This window comes from Flavobacterium cyanobacteriorum (assembly GCF_002251835.1).
GTDB classification, from domain to species: domain Bacteria; phylum Bacteroidota; class Bacteroidia; order Flavobacteriales; family Flavobacteriaceae; genus Flavobacterium; species Flavobacterium cyanobacteriorum.
Window position 1 is genome coordinate 1 of the sequence record NZ_NOXV01000300.1, and the last position, 18,965, is coordinate 18,965.

General features: G+C 41.2%; 16 protein-coding genes and 1 pseudogene. 7 read left to right on the forward strand and 10 right to left on the reverse strand.

The features are described 5' to 3' along the window. Together CHU92_RS13120 and CHU92_RS13125 are read right to left on the reverse strand one after the other, a co-directional pair. A partial coding sequence (locus tag CHU92_RS13120; RefSeq protein ID WP_094416313.1) for a restriction endonuclease subunit S occupies nucleotides 1–992 on the reverse strand: 992 nt, incomplete at its 3' end. Beyond that, nucleotides 989–2,395: pseudogene (locus CHU92_RS13125) on the reverse strand (type I restriction-modification system subunit M); the annotation flags it as partial. The gene CHU92_RS13120 and the pseudogene CHU92_RS13125, both read right to left, overlap by 4 nt. A 19-nt stretch (nucleotides 2,396–2,414) precedes the next feature. Between CHU92_RS13125 and CHU92_RS15905 the strand changes: the two are divergent. The 3 genes from CHU92_RS15905 to CHU92_RS13140 are packed head-to-tail and all read left to right on the forward strand — an operon-like array spanning nucleotide 2,415 to nucleotide 6,203. Beyond that, the gene (locus CHU92_RS15905) at nucleotides 2,415–2,687 is read left to right on the forward strand and encodes a hypothetical protein (protein WP_165764662.1); all 273 of its coding nucleotides are present in this window, start codon (nucleotides 2,415–2,417) and stop codon (nucleotides 2,685–2,687) included. Between the two features lie 51 nt (nucleotides 2,688–2,738). Continuing rightward, the gene (locus CHU92_RS13135) at nucleotides 2,739–3,461 is read left to right on the forward strand and encodes a GLPGLI family protein (protein ID WP_094416316.1); all 723 of its coding nucleotides are present in this window, start codon (nucleotides 2,739–2,741) and stop codon (nucleotides 3,459–3,461) included. Nucleotides 3,462–3,518: 57 nt separating this feature from the next. Beyond that, entirely contained in the window at nucleotides 3,519–6,203 is a 2,685-nt protein-coding gene (locus CHU92_RS13140; RefSeq protein ID WP_094416318.1) for a carboxypeptidase-like regulatory domain-containing protein, read from the forward strand. Here CHU92_RS13140 and CHU92_RS13145 read toward each other — a convergent pair. The 4 genes from CHU92_RS13145 to CHU92_RS13160 form a co-directional block, all read right to left on the reverse strand. Continuing rightward, nucleotides 6,198–6,998, reverse strand: a complete 801-nt coding sequence (locus CHU92_RS13145; RefSeq protein ID WP_094416320.1) for an SDR family oxidoreductase — start codon at nucleotides 6,996–6,998, stop codon at nucleotides 6,198–6,200. The genes CHU92_RS13140 and CHU92_RS13145 overlap by 6 nt on opposite strands. Before the next feature lie 552 nt (nucleotides 6,999–7,550). Then, nucleotides 7,551–8,543, reverse strand: a complete 993-nt coding sequence (locus CHU92_RS13150; RefSeq protein ID WP_094416322.1) for a zinc-dependent alcohol dehydrogenase family protein — start codon at nucleotides 8,541–8,543, stop codon at nucleotides 7,551–7,553. 88 nt (nucleotides 8,544–8,631) lie between these two features. Further along, nucleotides 8,632–9,495, reverse strand: a complete 864-nt coding sequence (locus tag CHU92_RS13155; RefSeq protein ID WP_094416324.1) for an AraC family transcriptional regulator — start codon at nucleotides 9,493–9,495, stop codon at nucleotides 8,632–8,634. 164 nt (nucleotides 9,496–9,659) lie between these two features. Further along, nucleotides 9,660–10,916 carry a hypothetical protein gene (locus tag CHU92_RS13160; RefSeq protein ID WP_094416326.1) on the reverse strand — a complete coding sequence of 419 codons (1,257 nt, stop codon included), beginning with the start codon at nucleotides 10,914–10,916 and terminating at the stop codon, nucleotides 9,660–9,662. 465 nt (nucleotides 10,917–11,381) lie between these two features. Here CHU92_RS13160 and CHU92_RS15910 point away from each other — a divergent pair, with 465 nt between their 5' ends. The 3 genes from CHU92_RS15910 (at nucleotide 11,382) to CHU92_RS13170 (ending at nucleotide 14,656) form a co-directional block, all read left to right on the forward strand. Further along, the gene (locus CHU92_RS15910; protein WP_165764663.1) at nucleotides 11,382–11,540 is read left to right on the forward strand and encodes a hypothetical protein; all 159 of its coding nucleotides are present in this window, start codon (nucleotides 11,382–11,384) and stop codon (nucleotides 11,538–11,540) included. 691 nt (nucleotides 11,541–12,231) lie between these two features. Continuing rightward, nucleotides 12,232–12,759, forward strand: coding sequence for a PAS domain-containing protein (locus CHU92_RS13165; RefSeq protein WP_094416328.1), 528 nt, complete (start codon nucleotides 12,232–12,234; stop codon nucleotides 12,757–12,759). Nucleotides 12,760–12,940: 181 nt separating this feature from the next. Then, the gene (locus CHU92_RS13170; RefSeq protein WP_094416337.1) at nucleotides 12,941–14,656 is read left to right on the forward strand and encodes a mechanosensitive ion channel family protein; all 1,716 of its coding nucleotides are present in this window, start codon (nucleotides 12,941–12,943) and stop codon (nucleotides 14,654–14,656) included. Here the strand turns inward: CHU92_RS13170 and CHU92_RS13175 are convergent. From CHU92_RS13175 to porX, 4 genes are read right to left on the reverse strand one after another with little or no spacing between them, the layout of a single operon-like run. After that, nucleotides 14,643–15,479: a sulfite exporter TauE/SafE family protein gene (locus tag CHU92_RS13175; RefSeq protein ID WP_243389603.1), complete on the reverse strand. Its 837-nt coding sequence runs from the start codon at nucleotides 15,477–15,479 to the stop codon at nucleotides 14,643–14,645. The two genes, CHU92_RS13170 and CHU92_RS13175, sit on opposite strands and share 14 nt — an antisense overlap. Before the next feature lie 10 nt (nucleotides 15,480–15,489). After that, a complete protein-coding gene (locus CHU92_RS13180) occupies nucleotides 15,490–16,686 on the reverse strand; it encodes an alanine dehydrogenase (RefSeq protein ID WP_094416331.1) in 1,197 nt (398 codons plus the stop codon). A gap of 57 nt (nucleotides 16,687–16,743) precedes the next feature. Next, nucleotides 16,744–17,151 carry a tRNA (adenosine(37)-N6)-threonylcarbamoyltransferase complex ATPase subunit type 1 TsaE gene (tsaE, locus tag CHU92_RS13185; protein ID WP_094416333.1) on the reverse strand — a complete coding sequence of 136 codons (408 nt, stop codon included), beginning with the start codon at nucleotides 17,149–17,151 and terminating at the stop codon, nucleotides 16,744–16,746. Nucleotides 17,152–17,163: 12 nt separating this feature from the next. After that, nucleotides 17,164–18,717 (reverse strand): T9SS response regulator signal transducer PorX, encoded by a 1,554-nt coding sequence (gene porX, locus CHU92_RS13190; RefSeq protein WP_094416335.1) that lies wholly within the window; start codon nucleotides 18,715–18,717, stop codon nucleotides 17,164–17,166. A 52-nt stretch (nucleotides 18,718–18,769) separates the two neighbouring features. Between porX and CHU92_RS16060 the strand changes: the two genes are divergently transcribed. Continuing rightward, nucleotides 18,770–18,965 (forward strand): hypothetical protein (locus CHU92_RS16060; RefSeq protein ID WP_207759852.1); only part of this gene is annotated, 196 nt, incomplete at its 3' end.

Sequence of the window (18,965 nt, forward strand, 5' to 3'; positions counted from 1 at the left end):
TGGTCGTGGAATTGTTTAGTACGTGTAAAGTATGCTACGTATTTCGGATTTAATGGGCTTCTGAAAGAAAAGCAAGCATCGTGAATTACTACGCCTTCATCGCCTAACCAAGCAGTCCCCAATCCAATATCTTCAATGGTTTCTCCAGCAGCAACAATAACAACATCACCATTTTCAGCAATTCGTAGATTTTTCCTTTCTACTAACTCCTTGCTGAGAAAAGACTTGCTTTTGTTTGCCCAAGTACCGTAATAGGTATACATCTCACCATAATGAATGCAGGGTACTCCTTCTGTAAGCATATCATCTTTTACAAATCGTTTACCTCTCTGAAATTCTCCAATTTCGCCTAACGGCTCTCTCTTAAAATCTATATCATTAAATTCAAAAAAATGTTCTCTGTAATGGATGTATTGTTTTTTACGAGCTGTAAGCTCCGCTGTAAGCTCCGCTGTAAGTTCAGTAAAATCATCTAGAATACGAACAATCTCTTTTTGGATTTTGATTGGTGGTATTGGGATTATCAAATCGAGTACCTTGGACATGCTTGGATGTTTTATACCTGCACCACGATAAAAGGAGCCAAGTAAATCTATATTTGCATTCAAATAATAATACAGATATTTTGTGTTTAAATAATTGGTATCATTTGAAATAGCAATCCTATTATCTCCAGTTAAAAACTTCCCGTTATAATATTGTACAATTACATTACCCCCCCAAGGAATAGCAACTACTTCACCACTTGAAATCTTTGGGCCTGCAAGTTCTTCTGATGTCCAAAAGTTTGTTTCGTTAGTTGTAAGTAATTTTACATTTCCTTTTTCCAATATTAAAGGTCTGATTTCATTAGCGAGTAAATGATAATACTTGACAGTCTTTGGTTGTTTGAAATTATCAACAGCATTAAATTTTTTGTCCCATGTTGTGACTTCCCAAATGGCTTTCCATTCTACTTCAACGCCTTGTAGTAACTTTTCTAATGCACTCATTCTTCAATTTGCTTTATTATTGAGTCAATATCTGCACGTAGTTTATTTATCTTTTCTACAGTTTTTGAGACCTCTGTGTTTAACTCCACAATGTCAAACTGCTCCCTATGATCTTTAGTTTCTACATATGTACTTACAGACAAGTTATAATCGTTTTCAGCAATTTTAGAGTTGTCAATTGTCTTAGCCACATACTCAATATTTTCTTTGCTATCAAATATTTCCATAATTCTTTCAATGTGTTTATCAGTAAGCACATTGTTGTTGGTTACTTTCTTGAAGAAATCTTCACTGCTTGCATCTATAAATTGCGTTTTGTTTTCTGTTTTATGTTTTGAGAGGACAAGAATTGTAACAGCTATTGGAGTTCCATAGAATAAGTTTGGTGCTAATGAAATGATAGTTTCTACAAAGTTGTTATCCACTAAATACTTTCTGATTTTCTGTTCAGCACCGCCACGGTAAAAGATACCAGGGAAACAAACAATTGCTGCTCTGCCTTTACTGGACAGATAACTTAATGCATGAAGCACAAAGGCAAAATCTGCTTTCGATTTTGGAGCCAACACACCGGCAGGTGCAAAACGGTCATCATTAATCAGCGTTGGGTCATCGTCACCAATCCACTTTATGGAATAAGGCGGATTTGAAACAATAGCATCAAAAGGTTTTTCTTCGCCATAGTGAGGGTCAATCAGTGTATTGCCAAGGGCAATATTAAACTTATCGTAATTGATGTTGTGCAAAAACATATTCATACGAGCAAGGTTATAAGTAGTGTGGTTTACTTCCTGTCCATAAAAACCTTCTTCAATAATATGATTGTCGAAATGCTTTTTGGCTTGTAACAACAAAGAACCTGAACCTGCGGCAGGGTCATATATTTTATTTACCTTGTCTTGCTTGTGCATGGCCAATTGTGCAATGAGTTTTGAAACGTGTTGTGGCGTAAAAAACTCACCTCCCGATTTTCCTGCGTTGGCTGCATAGTTGGAAATCAAAAACTCATAAGCATCACCAAAAAGGTCAATTTCATTTTCTTCAAAATTTCCAAAGTCAAGCTCTTCAATTCCTTTTAAGACTTTAGCCAACGTACTGTTTTTGCTTTCAACAGTATTTCCTAATCGTGTGCTTGTTGTGTCAAAGTCGGCAAACAAACCTTTAATGTCTGGTTCAGATGGATAACCATTTGCAGAACTTTCAATAGCGTCAAAAATCGCTTTTAAGTCTGTGTTCAGATTGGGGTTAGTATTTGCTGTTTTGGCAACATTCACAAAAAGTTGGCTTGGATAAATGAAGTACCCTTTTGTTTTTATCGCATCGTCTTTAATTTCGGGTGTAATTTCTTTGTCAGGGTAGTTGGCATAGTTTACGCTTTCATCACCACCTTCAATGTNAAATGTTTAATTAATATTTTAATATATGAAAAAAATTATGTTTAGTGCAGTAGCATTAGTTGTGTTTAATGGGTTTGCAATAGCAAATAACATAGAAAACCGCGTTCCTTTACATGAAACAGTACCGGTATCAGGGTGGGAGCGTCAGTTAGTAAAATTTGTAGAAAAATATGCTCCTTGTTTATCTGCGGCCGAGGGTGTGCGCCTTAAAGGTGCGGAGCACGGCCTCAGTCAAGATGTAACTGATGACATTGCGGCTAAAGCATTTGCTGATTGTGCGAATACAATAGATGGATAGCTAGTAAAGAACCAAGCCCGGACGTGTCTGGGCTTATTGTTTTACATAAATATGAAAAAGTTTTTATTTTGCTTCATAATTTTGATGCCCCTGCACTTTATTTGCCAGATAACACATGGCAAAATACAATATACCATAAAATTCGACGAGAAAGAATATAATGGGCTTGATTTTTATCAGGAAGCATTAAAAGGGGCGCCAAGGCTATCCTATAGTTTAGATTTTACTGCAAACGAGGCTTCATTCTATCTTAATCCCTACATGTCTACAGACGATAAAAGTACTTCACTAGCAGTGTCTTTTGCAGGAGTTTACAGCCCAATTTACTCCGATCTTAAAAAATCAGAAATCCGGTATAATAATAATGAGAATTCTTTACTTACCCTTAAAGAAGAATTTATCATTACCAAACCCTTGAAGATGGAATGGATCATTGGTACTGAGAGCAAGATGATTGACGGGTATCTCTGCTTCAAAGCGACATCCACTTACAACACCATGACCAGCAGGGGTATTGTAACCTATCCTGTTGTGGCTTGGTTTTGCCCTAAGATACCCGTGGCGCTAGGCCCCAAAGGCTATGGCGGGCTGCCGGGCCTTATCCTAGAGCTGCAGGAACACTACATAGTTTTTGGCGCAACATCTATTAGCCTGAACATGCCTTCAACGCCTGTTATAAAAAAGCCTGTTAAAGGAGAACTGATATCTAAGGAAGATTTTGATGCCCTGATGCTACAGCGGCAAAAACGCCTCTCGGAACTGCAAAAAAAATAATTGTAAAACGCTAAACCTATGAAGTGAGCGTTACAATGATGCTGACAGCCATTTATAATGCATAAATTTTTATTACTCCTTTTGCTTTTTAACAGTATTGTCTACTCTCAATCAATTTCATTTACGGGAACGGTCTCCGACACACTGAATGCGCCGCTGGAAAGCGCCAATGTTATTGCCAGGCCGCTAAAGGAAGGGGTTCCCATGCGTTTTGCCATTGCCGACCACAAAGGGCGCTACCGCCTTGAGCTGGACAGCTCCGTTGCCTACGAAATCACTGTTTCCTACCTGGGTTATAAGGACGAAACCTTCCGCTATAGCCCCGGTTCGGGCGCCACTTCACATGATTTCCTGTTAAAACCTTCCGATGAAAATCTTAAAGAAGTAGTCATCAACTATGATTACCAGCCTGTAGTAGTCAAAAAAGATACGCTCATTTATGACGTGAAAAGTTTCGCATCGGGCAATGAGCGCAAGATGAAGGAAGTGCTGGAGAAATTGCCCGGGGTGGAAGTTGATAAAAACGGGACCGTAACGGTACAGGGCAAGAAAGTAACACAAATGCTCGTGGAAGGCCGTTCGTTTTTCGGGGGTGGCTCCAGGCTGGCCGTAGAAAATATCCCCGCGGACGCGCTTGATAAAATAGAAGTGATAGACCATTTCAATCAGGTAGGGTTCTTGAAGCAGGTGTCTGACAGCGATGAACTGGCCATGAACGTAAAACTTAAGGAAGAAAAGAAAAAATTCCTGTTTGGCGATGTAGAAGCCGCCCTGGGCAATGACCGCTACTATGCGGCGCACGCGGCGCTCTTTTATTACAGCCCCAAAACCACCTTCAATTTCATAGGCGACAACAACAACGTAGGGCAGCGCACCCTTACTTTTGATGACATGATGCGCTTTAGCGGGGGTACAAGCAGTTTTTTAAACCAACGAAAGCCGCTAAGTAACCTCTATGCCTTTACGGAAGGCGATCAGGAAGTTATTGAAAACAAATCCCAGTTTAGCGCGCTGAGCTTTAGCCACAGGGTTTCAGATCAATTTGAAATTACCGGCTTCGGGATTTTCTCCAAGCTGTTTACGGCCTCATTTACAGAAAGCGTCACAGAGTACCTTCAGAATGATTCCGGCACTGTAGAACTCCGGGATTATCAGTCACGGAATAGCGCCCTTATGGCGCTGGGGAATATCAAGCTGGATTATGACAGGCAGAAAAACGAAAAGTGGTATTATAACGGCCAGTACCAGTTTTCGGACAATGATTTTTCGAGCCGGCTCACTTCGGCTATCAACGGCACGGCCACGTTGTTTGAAACCCTGAGAGATGCGGAGAACCAATCGGTAAAGCAATATCTTGAATGGCACAAGTCATACAGTCCTGCTCATACTACCACACTGGTCATAAACCAGGATTACACTAAATTTGCCCCGGAAAATTCGTGGAACACAGATCGTGACTTTCTACCCGGCCTTATCCCGCTGCAAGAGGATATTACATACAATGTCAATCAATTAAAAAACATAACAACAAACAATGTTGACATGCTGTTCCGGCATTATTGGGTGATTAATAATCTCAACCACCTGTACACCGTGGCAGGCCATAACCACAGCCACGCCACGCTTACTACACGGGAGTGGCAACAGCTCAGCAGTGGGTCGGTGAATGCCTTTTCGGCGGCCGATGGTTTTGGGAACGACCTCCGGTACACGCTCGGTGACACCTATTTAGGCACAGAGTATAAATTTATGACAGGCAGGCTCATAACCCGGCCGGGGCTCTACCTGCACCGCTACCGCCTCGCCACACGCCAGCCCGATGGCAACAATGCCTTTTCCCGGGTACTTTTAGAACCGCAACTCAATAGTGATTATGAATTTAATAAATCCGAAAGCCTGAAACTGAGCTACCGATTTTCTAATGATTTTGCCGACCCGGAGCAGATGGCCTCGCGCTACACCCTGCAAAGCTACAACTCCGTGTTCCGGGGCAATGCTATCCTTAGGAACGAACGCTTTCATAAGGTTAACCTGTTCTACACCAAATTTTCTGCCTATCGTGGCCTGAGTGCCCATGGGGGTGTATCTTTTTCCCGGAAGGTACGCACCATAAGGAACGATGTGGAAGTTGTGGAAACCACTCAAGGCGGCGCTATACTGCTCAATAACTTTACTACGCCGGTACTGACCGATAATCCCGAAACCAACTGGAGTACGTATGGCTCCCTTGAAAAGAAATTCTGGTATCTTAGCGTAAAAGTCTATTCCAGGCTTAGCTGGTTTGAATACACGCAACGCCTCAACGGCGTGGGCAGCATCAACAGCAGGAACAGCCGCCAGGTCGGGATAAGCCTTAGAACCGCCAACAAAAAGTGGCCTTACATAAGCGTAGGATATGACAAAACATGGAGTAGCTTTAAAGGGATAACCCGTTCTAACTATGAAAATGAGGTTTTTGAGAGTAGCTTTGCTTATGAGTTTATTCCCCAATTCACTTTTAAGGCCGATTATACCTACTTTAACAACACCGACCCCCAGGGGCAGCACAACGTGTTCCAGACGGGCAACATCAGTATGGCCTACCAAAAGAAAAACAGCCCCTGGGGCTTTGATATCCGGGTAAATAATTTCCTTAACAATAAAGAAAAAACGACGAGTTCCTTTTCGGACTTTACTATATCGCGGCAGACTGTCCACCTCCTGCCCCGGATTATTTTGTGCGGCGTGCGCTATACCTTATAGGGATTTTTTGTAGGCATAGCCTAAGACGCCGTGGATGTTGGCTGAAGTGACAATTTTCCCGGCTAATACCTCAGCGTGGTCAAACTTTGGGTTTTCAAGCCCCAGTTCTGCTGCTTTTGCGGTATAATACTCCTTCCGGGTGGGATGTGCGGGCGCCACACCATTAAATACTTGGCCCCATGCCTGTTTTTGTATGATAGCTTTGATGATGCCGATGCAGTCGTCCCGGTGGATCAGGTTTACGGGCGCATCGGGTGCGGCCAGGTTTTCCCGCCCGGCCAGGTGAAAAACGGGGTGCCTGTCCCCGCCAAACAGCCCGCCGAAACGCAGGACTGTAGTTTCCGGTAAAGCCATCTTTAGCAGCATTTCCGCTTCAAGCAGCTGCTTTCCGCTTTCAGAATCCGGGTTAGGCCGTGTATCTTCGGTAACAATGCTATTATCATCAGCATAAACAGATGTGGAGCTTACCAGCAGCACTTTCCCGATTTTTGCATTTGTAACATATGGGATGAGGTGGCGCATCTTACCCGGATAGCTTTCCCCGCCTTTGACTTTGGGCGGCACATCAATAATAAGCACACCGGCGCCTTCAAGAAACCCGGCAACACTGCCTGTGATCCCTTTTTCTGATAATGAAACCAGGTAAGGCGCTATGCCGGCGTCCTGTAAATGAGGGAGCTTCCCCGCGGCAGTGGTTGAGCCTTTAACGGTGTATCCTTCGGCAAGTAAGGCTTTGGCCAGGGGCAGCCCCAGCCACCCGCAGCCAAGTATTGCTATGGTTTGTTTATCGGGCATTAAGGATAATTTTTTTGCTATGTAGTTTTAATATAAGTGTAAAAGTAGTAATTAGGGACAAGATTATATTGCCCCTGGTTTGATTTTCCGGGCCTACAGCGTAAATCCGATTGAAATTAGCTTTTTTTTAAAACAACCCTCACTACAATAGCTTCTAAAGCGGTTGCGCTTTTATGTTTGTAGATTATCATGATAAAGTGGCTGTTGCGCAAGGGTTGTGGGTGTAGGGTGCCGGGGTTCTTGTTTTTGAAATTTATTTTATTCCTGATTTATAAGCCTGTAAGTAGTTACAGCCATTGGTTGCTCCGGCCAGTTTTGTGACTGCAAAACGAATTCCTTGATATAGTCCATTTGGTTATGTTCGTTAAATCCATTTTCGCTTTCCCAAATTTCATATTATAAAATGATTAGGCCCCTGACCGCTTTGTAACAAGTCATATTTTCTACAAGCTTGCTCTTGGTGTGTTTGCTCAACAAAATTTAATAATGCAGTTTTTACTAACACATTGAAATCAACCTTTGTATTTGTGCGATAACGATAAGGCTCATAATTTACTCGTTTGAGATTACAACTTTACCCATTATTTGTCCACTTTCTGCTTTTTGATGAGCAAAACCTACGTTTTCAAAAGAAAACTTACTGTCTATAAGCGGTTTAACTTTTCCTTGCTGTACCCAGGCTGCTACTTGCTCTAAAATTTCTCCGTGTCTTTTTTTACCTACATTATGCAACATAGGGATCAGCATAAAGACTACCTGAAAATCTAAACCTTTAAGATGTACTGGTGTAAGGTCGGCTTCTAAAAGCGATGAAGTTGTTACTACAGTACCATTGAGTTTTGTAGCTTTAAAACTATTTTCTAAATTTTCATTTCCGATAGTGTCAAATACTACGTCAAAACCTTTTCCGTTTGTATGCTTATTTACAAACGCTTCAACTGGTTCCGTTTTGTAATTAATAACATGATCTGCTCCCATTATCTTAACAATTTCGGCTTGTTGCTTAGTTGAGACTGTCGCAAATACTTCTGCACCTGCAAGTTTAGCGAACTGAACTGCTAAATGACCAACACCACCCACACCACCATAAATCAATATTTTTTGACCTGTTTTAACTTTAGCCCGGTCAAATATCGCTTCAAAGGCTGTGATTGCGACTAATGGTAATGCACCCGCTTCCGTAAAGGATAGATTGCCCGGCTTTTTTGAAAACAGCCTGAAATCACCATTCATAAATTCAGCCAGGGCGCCTATGTTTCCAACAAGGCCACCTGCACATCCATAAACTTGGTCACCTATCATAAAAGTTTCCACATTTTCACCTACAGCTTCCACAATTCCGGACACATCACTGTGAAGCACAACAGGAAAATCTCCGGCAAGACCCGCTAATGCCCCATTACGAATTTTGTATTCTACCGGATTAACAGACGTTGCTACTACTTTTACTAAAATTTCATTTTCGCCTACAATAGGCACCGGAAGTTCTGTTTTTTCAAATACTTCCAAAGCATTACCAAATTTGTTGATTACGATTGCCTTCATTTGTTTTGTGATTAAGTTAAATGATAGTGCAAAGTACGTCAGTGTGCTTTCGGCATATTTGGTAACAAAAAAGGAAAGATTGGTAAAATTATTGGTTTGCCTTTGCTAACTCAATTTTTAACTTTTCCCTACAGGAACCCAGGGGCATATTTCTGAGTTTCTGAAAAGTTTTACTTAGGTGATTTAAGTCTGTAAAGCCGAGTTCATAAGCTATTTCGCTTAATGTCATATCTGTGAATTGTAGCTTAACTTCAACAAGTTGTATTTTATACCTGAGGATGTATTGCTTTAGGGAAATACCAAAATTGGCCTTAAAGTATTCACTAAAATAAGTATCCGAAATGCCGAACTCTTTGGAAAGCCAATTAATAGATAAATATTCTGAATTGTAAATATTAGACTGAATAAACGAAATTATTTGCTGTTGCTTTGAGTAATGTTCTTTATTGATGTTAGCAGATAGATTTCTTGCGACTATATTTAAAACAGAAAATAAGGTATTATGAACAATAATGTCGCAATAAGTGGCTTTAGTTGTGCATTCTGCGATTATTACTGATAAGAGGTTTTTAATAGTTTCGTTGTCGCTTTCTGATTTAATTATTGGAAATTCTGTCCTTGCCTGACTGTAGAAAATGTACTCCAACTTTTGAAACCATTCCTTAAAATTGAAAGCAATTCCTTGAATAGTTGTCTTCTCAAAGTAAACTTTTTGGAACTTTATAAAGTGGACTAATGATTTTTCATTTAGAGTTAAAGAGTAGTGTTCCTCGGGTAGTAACAAAAAAATTGCACCAGACTTAAACGGGATTGTATGACCATTTAAATTTTGAAAACCACTACCACATTCAATAAAAACTAACTCAAAAAAGGTAATTGCTTCATATTTGCAACTTATATTATCTGTTTCATAAGAGTCTACCTGTATAGGTTCAAATAATTGTCTCATCATTGATTTTGTTGATTGTCTATTGTGTGTCCGCTACACCTGCGCCAGGTGGCGACTTCGAAGCGATTCATTGTCGGCCAAACACAAACTTTGATAGAAGCACAAAGCTTGATTTAACCACTAAACCGACACTTTTGGATAGCTGCTGACCCGCTGCCTTTCTCGTTCTAAATGCCGTAGCTCTCATTCGCACAACGCTTTATTTTATTCTTTTTTACACTTTCAAATTTGCCGGATTTTCTATTTGCTCGCCAAGCTTTTACTATTTTTGTATAGTATCCTGAGTTGTCTTTGCGGTCCTTAACTAACGCAATAATTTCAGAGTCCCCGCCATTTTTTGTTTCACAAAATTCAACAAATAAATGTCCCATTAATTCATTTTTGTCTAATTCAATAATGTCTGTAATTATTCCCTTTTTCTTATCCTTAACTGTTTGGTATTTTATGAATAGATGATAGGTCTTTGTTGAGGAGTGACAAATAATAATTCCATATTCGGCTGTTGCGGCTTTGTTATAATTGGATAATAAAAAGCCACTTCCCGTATTTGTTAATGTATACTCTTGAAATTCAATTTTGTTTCCGAGTGTTAGGTAGTCGTATCCGATTAACGAATAAATATTGTTGCCCCATAGTTTGAATCTGTTTTTAAACTCCGAATACATTATATAAGGCTGCAAATAACGCATTGAAATCCCATAATCAGCTAAGTACGGCCCAGCACATTGGAATTTGAACATTAAGTGTAGGTCATTTCCTTTCTCTATAAAGTAAAAGTCAATACAACTAAAATCATCGTTTTTATCAAAAAGATATTTAATGTTTTCTTCTACATATTGGTCATATTCATCAATTGGAACTATTAAAAATGGGGTATCGGGGCCAGATTGTGGAGATATACTATATCCTTTTTTTCTGAAGATGGAAATTAATGTGTCTTTTTCAATAGTTAGGAAATCGTCAAATTTTAATTTATTCCCTGTTCGCAAGTCGTATTGTGAACTGTAAAAAAAGAATTGGTAACGACCACGAAACGGAAGTCTCTGATATGAATAGGTGAAATTCAATAAATTGTCAGATAGATATGTTATCTCAAATGCTTCTGATTCATCATCTGGCATTAATTCTCCATCTTCTAGTTCTAAGTATTCTTCAAGGGTAGTTAATTCATATTGTTTTAGTATTTCATTTACATATTCAGCACTGTCTTTGGTAATGCCCGCCATAAAATATTTTCTTATGTCTGAATTAATTTTCTCTTTAGCGACAGCGTTAACCCCATTCTTTATTTGAGGTATTTGTGATGTTACGCCTATACTATCTTTTATTCGATAATTTACTTCAATTGTGTCAATCTCAATTTTTGCCTGCGAGAAAACAAAAGTCGGTGAAAGCAATAAAATTAAAAAAGTGATTATTTTCATTTCTACGTTCTCGTTCTTTAAGGGTTGCGCCTAACGCCCCGGTCGATTTGCGTTCGGGCGGGTTTAGCTTCGCTGATTTCAATTCGGAATACAAAGTTTCAATTTATTACTAAAGTTCATTTAAAAGCACAAAGCTCCNACAGCCCTTTCCTGCACATCCCCGTGGCCTGTGAATAATCCCTTAAAGGTACAATTTTGAAAGCAATTCACAACCAGCAGCGAGCCAAAAAAATACAAAGAAACCTGTGAATAATCCCTTAAAGGTACAATTTTGAAAGCAATTCACAACGGAGGAGACGTAATGTTTGTGAATATTAATCCTGTGAATAATCCCTTAAAGGTACAATTTTGAAAGCAATTCACAACTACGTAAAATTCATTTTAAATACAGTTTGACCTGTGAATAATCCCTTAAAGGTACAATTCTAATGTTGATCTTCATAATATTCTTAATACTTTTGTCTTATGTCAGGAATTGAACTGTTTGATTTTTACACTTCTAAAAGGGACTTTTCAGAAAGTCCTGAGGACAGTTATGCCCAGTTGCTACAAACTCTTTTGTATCATATAGGCGATGATTTACTACCACTTCTGGAGGAGGCAGAAAAGAAAACGCCAAGTTAAGCCTTGTGGATTTTAACTTAGATGAAATTTCAGTTTCAGACATTATTTTACTATAGCCTTTAAATCTTCCACAAGCTTGATCATATCTTGGTATAAGTTAGGCTCAATCTCCTTAAAGACATCATTTCCTGCATACTTGTTTTCAAAAACATGGGCAATAAATTCAGCTTCTTTACGGCCTTAAACGGTAAAGTAAGTTTCGTATTATCGAACCATAGTGACGGAATATAGCCTCAGCTGCCGGATTAGTTTTTTTGATGTTGGTCACCCCCTTTTTTATTTTCTGAAAGTGTCATTTTTATAAATTAAAATTATATACAAAAGAACCAGCACGCTCAGCTAAAATGGTTATAAATACGGTTTAAATCACTATTTTATTGGGTCAAACAAGACTACAATTATATGCATAAAGATGCAGTCGGTGAAATATCCAAGACAGCCAAAGGCAATGGCTCCATTTTAGTGTCTTTGCTATTTTAGGTTGTCAGGCTTTCAAAACGTACAATTTTTGAAAGCAATACGTAGCAGTTTTGTTTAAAAGCTGCAACAACTGTTAATTGTGATTCTTTTTATCCCGGTGCGGCGCATTATCAATATATTTGTGGCGACACCAGGCAGCACCGGTAATACCAGGCCACGATGATAGCGGCATCTACTAATAAGCCATATCTGCCTTAACGGGAAATAAGTTATGTACCAGACACATCATACAGCTACTTTCGGGCATTCTGCCATTCAAAGACATGCTGTGCGGCCGCCGCTTTACAGCTGGGATTTCTTTTCACAGTATTTTCAAAACCGACTGGCCGAACTCTCCAAGTATAAAGACCTTTCCGCACTCAACAAGCTTAAAGCAAGATTTGGCTGGCATATAGATTTTGATGCCGGAGATTTTACCACGAAAGCGTATCAGGCTATTGTGGTTACTGACAGCGCTACCAAAATTGTATGGGTCAATCCGGGTTTTTCATCCATGACGGGGTATTATGCCAATGAGGCCTTGGGCCGTACACCCAAATTTTTACAGGGTGAAAAGGTTTCCGTGGAAGCCAGCCATAAAATCAGGATAGCGCTTGACAATAAGGAGCAGGTTTCAGCAAATGTGATTAATTATCGTAAAAGCGGTGAGGAATACCTTTGTGAAGTCGCCATATACCCGCTCTTCGGCAAGAATAATGAAGTTACCCATTTTATAGCCCTGGAAAGGGAAATTGCCTAACATTCTGCCGTACCTTTCCTTTTTTTTAAATGCCCGCTTTCTCAACATTACGTTAATTAACGTGAAGGCTTGTTTTATATTCTTTACATTTAATATTGAAATATTATAGGGACAGAATATGCATTCGGGCAAGCTTGTTTTTCATCGCGCATTAATTTTTTTATTTGTTGTTATAATAGGCATGCCCACTGTAGCAAGGGCGCAGCTGCCCGGAAACACCGAACCGGCTAAAGAAGCAGCTCCAGAAATGCTTTACCGGGATTCCCTGGGCAGGGAAACCCCAAGAGGGACTGTAAGTGGTTTTATTAAGGCAATGGCCGACAGGAATTACATCCGGGCAAGCAATTATCTCGCGCTGGATCGGGCCCGGCGTAAGGCAAAAGAACGCGAACGTATTGCCAAAACATTGCAGCACCTGCTGGACCAGGGTGGGAGCATCATGCCTACTTCCTGGCTTAGCAGTAAATCAACCGGCCGTACTGACGACGATATACAACCGGGTACAGACCTTGTGGGTTCTGTTACTGTTGATGGTGAAGCCGTTAACCTTTATGTGGAAAATGTAGCTTCCAACGACAAAACACCACTGTGGCTTTTTTCTGCGGAAACGGTACAGGATATTTCATCAGCCACCATTGAAGAATTATGGCTCGACCAAATACTCCCTAAGCCCCTTAAAGAAAGCTTTTTAGGTGGCGTGCCGGTAGGCCATTGGCTTGCAATGATACTGCTTATAGTATTTTCATATATTGCTGCCTGGGCCGCTATATACACATTATTATTGATTATAAGGCTTTTTTGGGGCAAAGCACGTACAGAGCCTACTAAGGGCGTTATCAGTGCTTTCGGGCTGCCCTTCAGGTTATACCTGGCAGTGTGGGTATTCATCTTTTTATCCCAGTCTATCGGCATCAGCATAATTATTCGCCAGCGTTTTAGCTCCATAACCGTAACAATCGCCATAGTTGCGGTTTTGATATTGCTCTGGCGACTTACAGATTATATAAGTACCTACAGTAAAAACAGGATGAGCCGCCGCGGACGCATTTCTGCTATATCCATTATCCTTTTCCTGCGCCGTACTGCTAAAGTGGTTTTTATAGTACTTGGCATTATTTCTATATTAAGCGCCATAGGGGTTGATGTTACTACGTGGCTGGCTGCCCTGGGTATAGGTGGTATAGCCCTGGCCCTTGGGGCACAAAAAGCGGTGGAAAATTTTGTAGGCAGTGTTACCCTTATTACCGACCAGCCGGTGCGTGTCGGCGATTTCTGCAAGGTTGGCGACGTTTCCGGTACAGTGGAGCAGATAGGTATGCGTTCCACCCATATACGTACCGGGGAGAGGACTTTGGTAACCATACCGAACGGGGATCTTTCTGCCAGCAGGATTGAAAACTTTGCCCACCGTGACCGTTATCTTTTTGACCCTGTTTTTGAGCTAAGGCTTGATACTACGCCGGATCAGGTGCGGTTTCTGCTCGTCGAACTCAGGGCTTTACTTTATTCACATCCTAAAGTCAACCCCGACCCGGCTAAACTCCGTTTTACAGGGGTAACCACAACTTCTTTAAAACTGGAATTCTGGGCTTATATTGAAGCGCCAAATTTTGATACTTTCCAGGAAATACAGGAAGACCTGCTGTTGCGCATGATGGACATTGTCACCACGAGCGGTACAGCATTTGCTATGCCGTCACAACACATATTTATTGCCAGGGATAAAGGGCTGCCTGAAGAAAAAGTTGCCAAAGCAGCCGAGACAGTAAAGCAGTGGAGTGACGCTGGTGAACTGCAGTTACCGAAATTTGACCCTAAAAAAATAAATGAGCTAAAAGGCACTGTTGCTTATCCGCCTGAAGGCTCCTACTCCGCAAAAAAAGTCAATGGACTGTAAACGAGTTGTAAAGAATCCTCATACCAACAATAAGAAGGCAAACCGAAAGCAGCCTTAAAATCGCATGGCTTTTTATTTTATGCGAAAAATAAGCGCCGACCTGTGCGCCCGGTATGATACCGAGGGCAAGCAATAGTATCATCTTTACGGTGGCTTCACTGGAATAGCTGCCTTGTAAGGCATGTACTGCCACACTTACCGTAGCCATAACAGCAAGGATAAAATGTGATGTAGCTGTGGCAATATGTACCGGGAACTTTAGCCAGTTGACCATGGCAGGTACATGTATTATGCCACCACCAATACCCAGGACAGGGGATATGAAGCCTACTGCTACGCTTACCATATTCCCATACACACAGTTATAGGCGTATTCAAAAACCTGCCCTTTGGCATCTGTAAGCCTTCGCTGCCGGTAGCCCGGCCTGTTTACAGTTATCCGGTTGCAGGATGTATCTTTTTTATTCCGCAGGAATAAATAAACAGAAAGCACAATAAGCAGTATCCCAAAAATGATATTGAACAATTGTAGCGGTATATACTGTACGACAAGCACCCCCAGCACCGAACCCGGTATGGTATAGAGCGCAAAGGTGGTACCGGCTTTATAATCAATCCGCCCGGATTTTGCATAGGCAACGGTGCCTGAAACAGCATTAACCGAAACTACAGCCATGGAAATAGCTGTAACAATTTCAGGAGAAAGTTCCGGATAAAAGATGAGCAGCAGCGGCACAAGGATGAAACCTCCACCGGCGCCAATGAGGGTTCCGAAAGCGCCTATAACAAATCCTGCCAGGGCAGGTAAAACAGCATTTTCCAATAGCAGAAAGTTAAAAAACGATAAGATTAATATCCCTGTAAGGTATAGAAAACCAGTCCGCAACAGCCCTGTTGGTGAGCAGGCCATGGTAAAAATAAATTCCGTGCTTCAGTCCCTGGTTGCACCGTATCGCGCTTTCAATACCGCCGTCATCTGCCATTTGCAGGAGGAACGGGCTGATAATGTTGCTGATGGATATAGAGGCGGTTTTTGAATAGCGGGAAGGTATATTAGGCACACAATAATGGATTACATTATTTTTTACAAATGTCGGTTTTTCATGGGTAGTAATTTCGGATGTTTCAAAACAGCCGCCTGTATCAATGCATACGTCAATAATTACAGCGCCTTTTTTCATGTGTTCTACCATGGTCTCAGTGACAACTATAGGTGTACGGTTTTTGCCCCGCATGGCGCCTATGGCCACATCACAGCGCATCAGCGACTTCAGGAGAGTTTTTTCCTGCAGGGTTGAAGTAAATATCCTTTGGTTGAGGTTGTTCTGCAGGCGGCGTAGCCTGGTAATGGAATTGTCAAATACCTTTACGTTTGCGCCAAGCCCCAAAGCCGTTTTTGCCGCAAATTCCGCAACGGTGCCGGCACCTATAATAACAATCTCGGTAGGTGGTACGCCGGTTATATTACCCAGGAGGAGGCCTTTGCCTATCTTCTGGTTGATCATCAGTTCAGATGCGATAAGCACTGACGCGGTTCCCGCAATCTCGCTGAGTGACTTTACGGCAGGGTAGGAGCCGTCCTCATCTTTTATAAATTCAAAAGCCAGCGCGGTGATTTTTTTTGCGGCAAGCGCTTCAAAATATTCCTTACGCTGTGTCTTTAGTTGTATGGCTGATATTACCAGCGTTTGCATATTCATCATTTCTATTTCTTTCACCGTTGGCGGCTCAACCTTAAGAATGACAGGGCAACTGAAAACTTTTTTGGTATCATGGGTTATCTCAGCGCCGGCATCGCTGTATTCTTTATCAGTATAGCTTGAGCTAAGGCCCGCTCCCGCTTCTATCATTACCCTGTGGCCATGCGCCACGAGCGAGGTTACCGCATCGGGTGTAAGGCATATCCGCCTTTCCTGGTATGAAGTTTCTTTTGGAAGGCCAATAAATAATTCGCTCCTGTGCCTTGCTACTTCAAGTTTTTCCTCCTGGGGCATCAGTTGCTGTTTTGTAAAAGGTGTTAATGATGACATTGGGCTTAATTGGATATTTGGCTCTAATTTACAAAAAAAAGCTAATGTTAAAAATGACTAATTCAATACCAGTTGCCGCCTTCCGTCAGGGAGCTCTTTAAGGGTTATGGAGGTATGGTCAAGCGGAATGAGGTTGGGTGTTTTTTCGGGCCATTCGATGAGGCACAGGTTGCCGGAATAAAAATATTCATCTATACCCATATCATACGCTTCTTCTTCGGTATTGAGGCGGTATAGGTCAAAATGATACAGTATATCACCGCTCTCGGTTTCATATTCATTGACAAGGGAAAATGTAGGGCTGCTGGTCATCTCCTTAACCCCAAGCTGTCTTACGATAGCTTTTATTAATGTGGTTTTGCCAACACCCATACCTGCGTGGAAGAGCACTACTGATTTTATTGGGGCTGATAAAACCTGTTTTGCGGCTTTATCAATTTCATCAAGCGAAAATGTAATTTCCATACAGAAATTATGCTATTTTGGGTTCAATACTAAGAACGGGATAATCATTTCTTCAAGCGAAATACCGCCGTGCTGGTAACTGTTGCGGTAGTAGCTTACATAATGGTTATAATTGTTTACATAAGCCAGGAAGAGGTCATTTTTGGCAAAAATATAGGAGCTGCTCATATTGATAGTAGGCAGTTTTATGGCCCTTGGATCTTTTACCGCATAAACATCCCTGTCTTCATAGGTAAGGCTGCGACCGGTTTTGTAGCGAAGATTCAGGCTGGTATATCTGTCGCCTATAACTTTGCTTGGGTTTTTTACATTTATTGTCCCGTGGTCGGTAGTAATAATAAGCTTCATGCCCATGAGCTGTGCCTGTTGAATGATTTCCAGCAGGGGAGAGTTCCTGAACCAGCTCAGCGTAAGCGAACGGTAAGCTTTATCATTAGAAGCCAGTTCTTTAACCACATCCATTTCTGTTTTGGCATGCGAAAGCATATCTACAAAGTTGTATACTACTGTAGTAAGGTCATTGTCTTTAAGCGCCCTGAAATTATCTACTAATTTTTTGCCATCCCTGTGGCTGGTAATTTTATAATATTCCTGTTTGAGGCCGGAGAGCCCCAGCCTTTTCAGCTGTTCTGCCAGGAACTCACCTTCATAAAGGTTTTTTCCGCCTTCATCGGTATCATTCTTCCAGTATTGTGGATATTTTTTTTCCATTTCAAGGGGTGTAAGCCCGCTAAAGATGGCATTCCTTGCGTATTGTGTTGCTGTAGGAAGTATAGAATAGTAGGCAGTTTCCTTTTCCAGCTTATAATGGTTGGCCACAACACCCTCAAAAGCACGCCACTGGTCATACCTGAGATTGTCAATTACAACAAACAGTATAGGCTGTTTCTTCTGTATTTCAGGTACAACAAGCTCACGGAAAAGGTTGTGTGACAGCACCGGCCTGTCTGTAATAGCATCAAACCAGTCTTCATAGTTCCGTTCAATGAATTTCCCAAACTGTGAGTTGGCCTCCAGTTTTTGCGATTCCAGTATTTCAGCCATACTTTGGTCTTCAATAGTTTCAAGTTCAAGCTCCCAGAATATAAGGCGCCTGTACAGCTCAACCCAGTCTTCCCAACTGTTCGCCATAGCCATATCCATGGCAATTTTGCGGAACTCCTTCTGGTAGTCTAGGGTTGTTTTTTCTGAAACTAACCGGGAGTTATCCAGGTTCTTTTTCAGGCTCAGTAATATCTGGTTAGGATTTACCGGTTTTATCAGGTAATCGGCAATTTTGGAGCCGATAGCCTCTTCCATAATATATTCCTCCTCACTTTTGGTAATCATTATGACCGGCACATTCCCTTTGCGCTCTTTCATTTCTGATAAAGTTTCAAGGCCGTTCATCCCCGGCATATTTTCATCCAAAAAAACAATATCAAAATTTTCACTTTCAAAAAGTTCCAGCGCATCGCGCCCATTATTGGCGGTAGTAACCCTGTAATTTTTCTTTTCAAGGAAAAGTATGTGGGGCTTCAGCATATCAATTTCGTCATCAACCCATAATATTTTTATCTCATTCATGCAATGAAAAAATTTTCGTTTGTATAATAGCGCTGCAAGTTACCTTTTTCAGATGATTTTTATCCTACTTTTTAGCTGCTGCATCGTAAAGGTAGCTAATTTTTGTATTGACAAGATTGCCAAAAACAATTTTAACCGTCAAATTCAGGTGGTTGTACGTAATGGCCGTGATGCCTTTGTCCCTGTCATTTTTCAAAGAACTTTTTCAGGAGCAGCCATCTGCCGCCCTTTTGGCAGCCATGTCCTGC

Coding starts and splice junctions, on each gene's coding strand:
- CHU92_RS13170 (WP_094416337.1), top strand. CDS start 12,941: ATGCCCACTGTAGCAAGGGCGCAGCTGCCCGGAAACACCGAACCGGCT.
- CHU92_RS13160 (WP_094416326.1), bottom strand. CDS start 10,916: ATGAAAATAATCACTTTTTTAATTTTATTGCTTTCACCGACTTTTGTT.
- porX (WP_094416335.1), bottom strand. CDS start 18,717: ATGAATGAGATAAAAATATTATGGGTTGATGACGAAATTGATATGCTG.
- CHU92_RS13155 (WP_094416324.1), bottom strand. CDS start 9,495: ATGATGAGACAATTATTTGAACCTATACAGGTAGACTCTTATGAAACA.
- tsaE (WP_094416333.1), bottom strand. CDS start 17,151: ATGGAAATTACATTTTCGCTTGATGAAATTGATAAAGCCGCAAAACAG.
- CHU92_RS15910 (WP_165764663.1), top strand. CDS start 11,382: ATGTCAGGAATTGAACTGTTTGATTTTTACACTTCTAAAAGGGACTTT.
- CHU92_RS15905 (WP_165764662.1), top strand. CDS start 2,415: ATGAAAAAAATTATGTTTAGTGCAGTAGCATTAGTTGTGTTTAATGGG.
- CHU92_RS13180 (WP_094416331.1), bottom strand. CDS start 16,686: ATGTCATCATTAACACCTTTTACAAAACAGCAACTGATGCCCCAGGAG.
- CHU92_RS13150 (WP_094416322.1), bottom strand. CDS start 8,543: ATGAAGGCAATCGTAATCAACAAATTTGGTAATGCTTTGGAAGTATTT.
- CHU92_RS13140 (WP_094416318.1), top strand. CDS start 3,519: ATGCATAAATTTTTATTACTCCTTTTGCTTTTTAACAGTATTGTCTAC.
- CHU92_RS13145 (WP_094416320.1), bottom strand. CDS start 6,998: ATGCCCGATAAACAAACCATAGCAATACTTGGCTGCGGGTGGCTGGGG.
- CHU92_RS13135 (WP_094416316.1), top strand. CDS start 2,739: ATGAAAAAGTTTTTATTTTGCTTCATAATTTTGATGCCCCTGCACTTT.
- CHU92_RS13165 (WP_094416328.1), top strand. CDS start 12,232: ATGTACCAGACACATCATACAGCTACTTTCGGGCATTCTGCCATTCAA.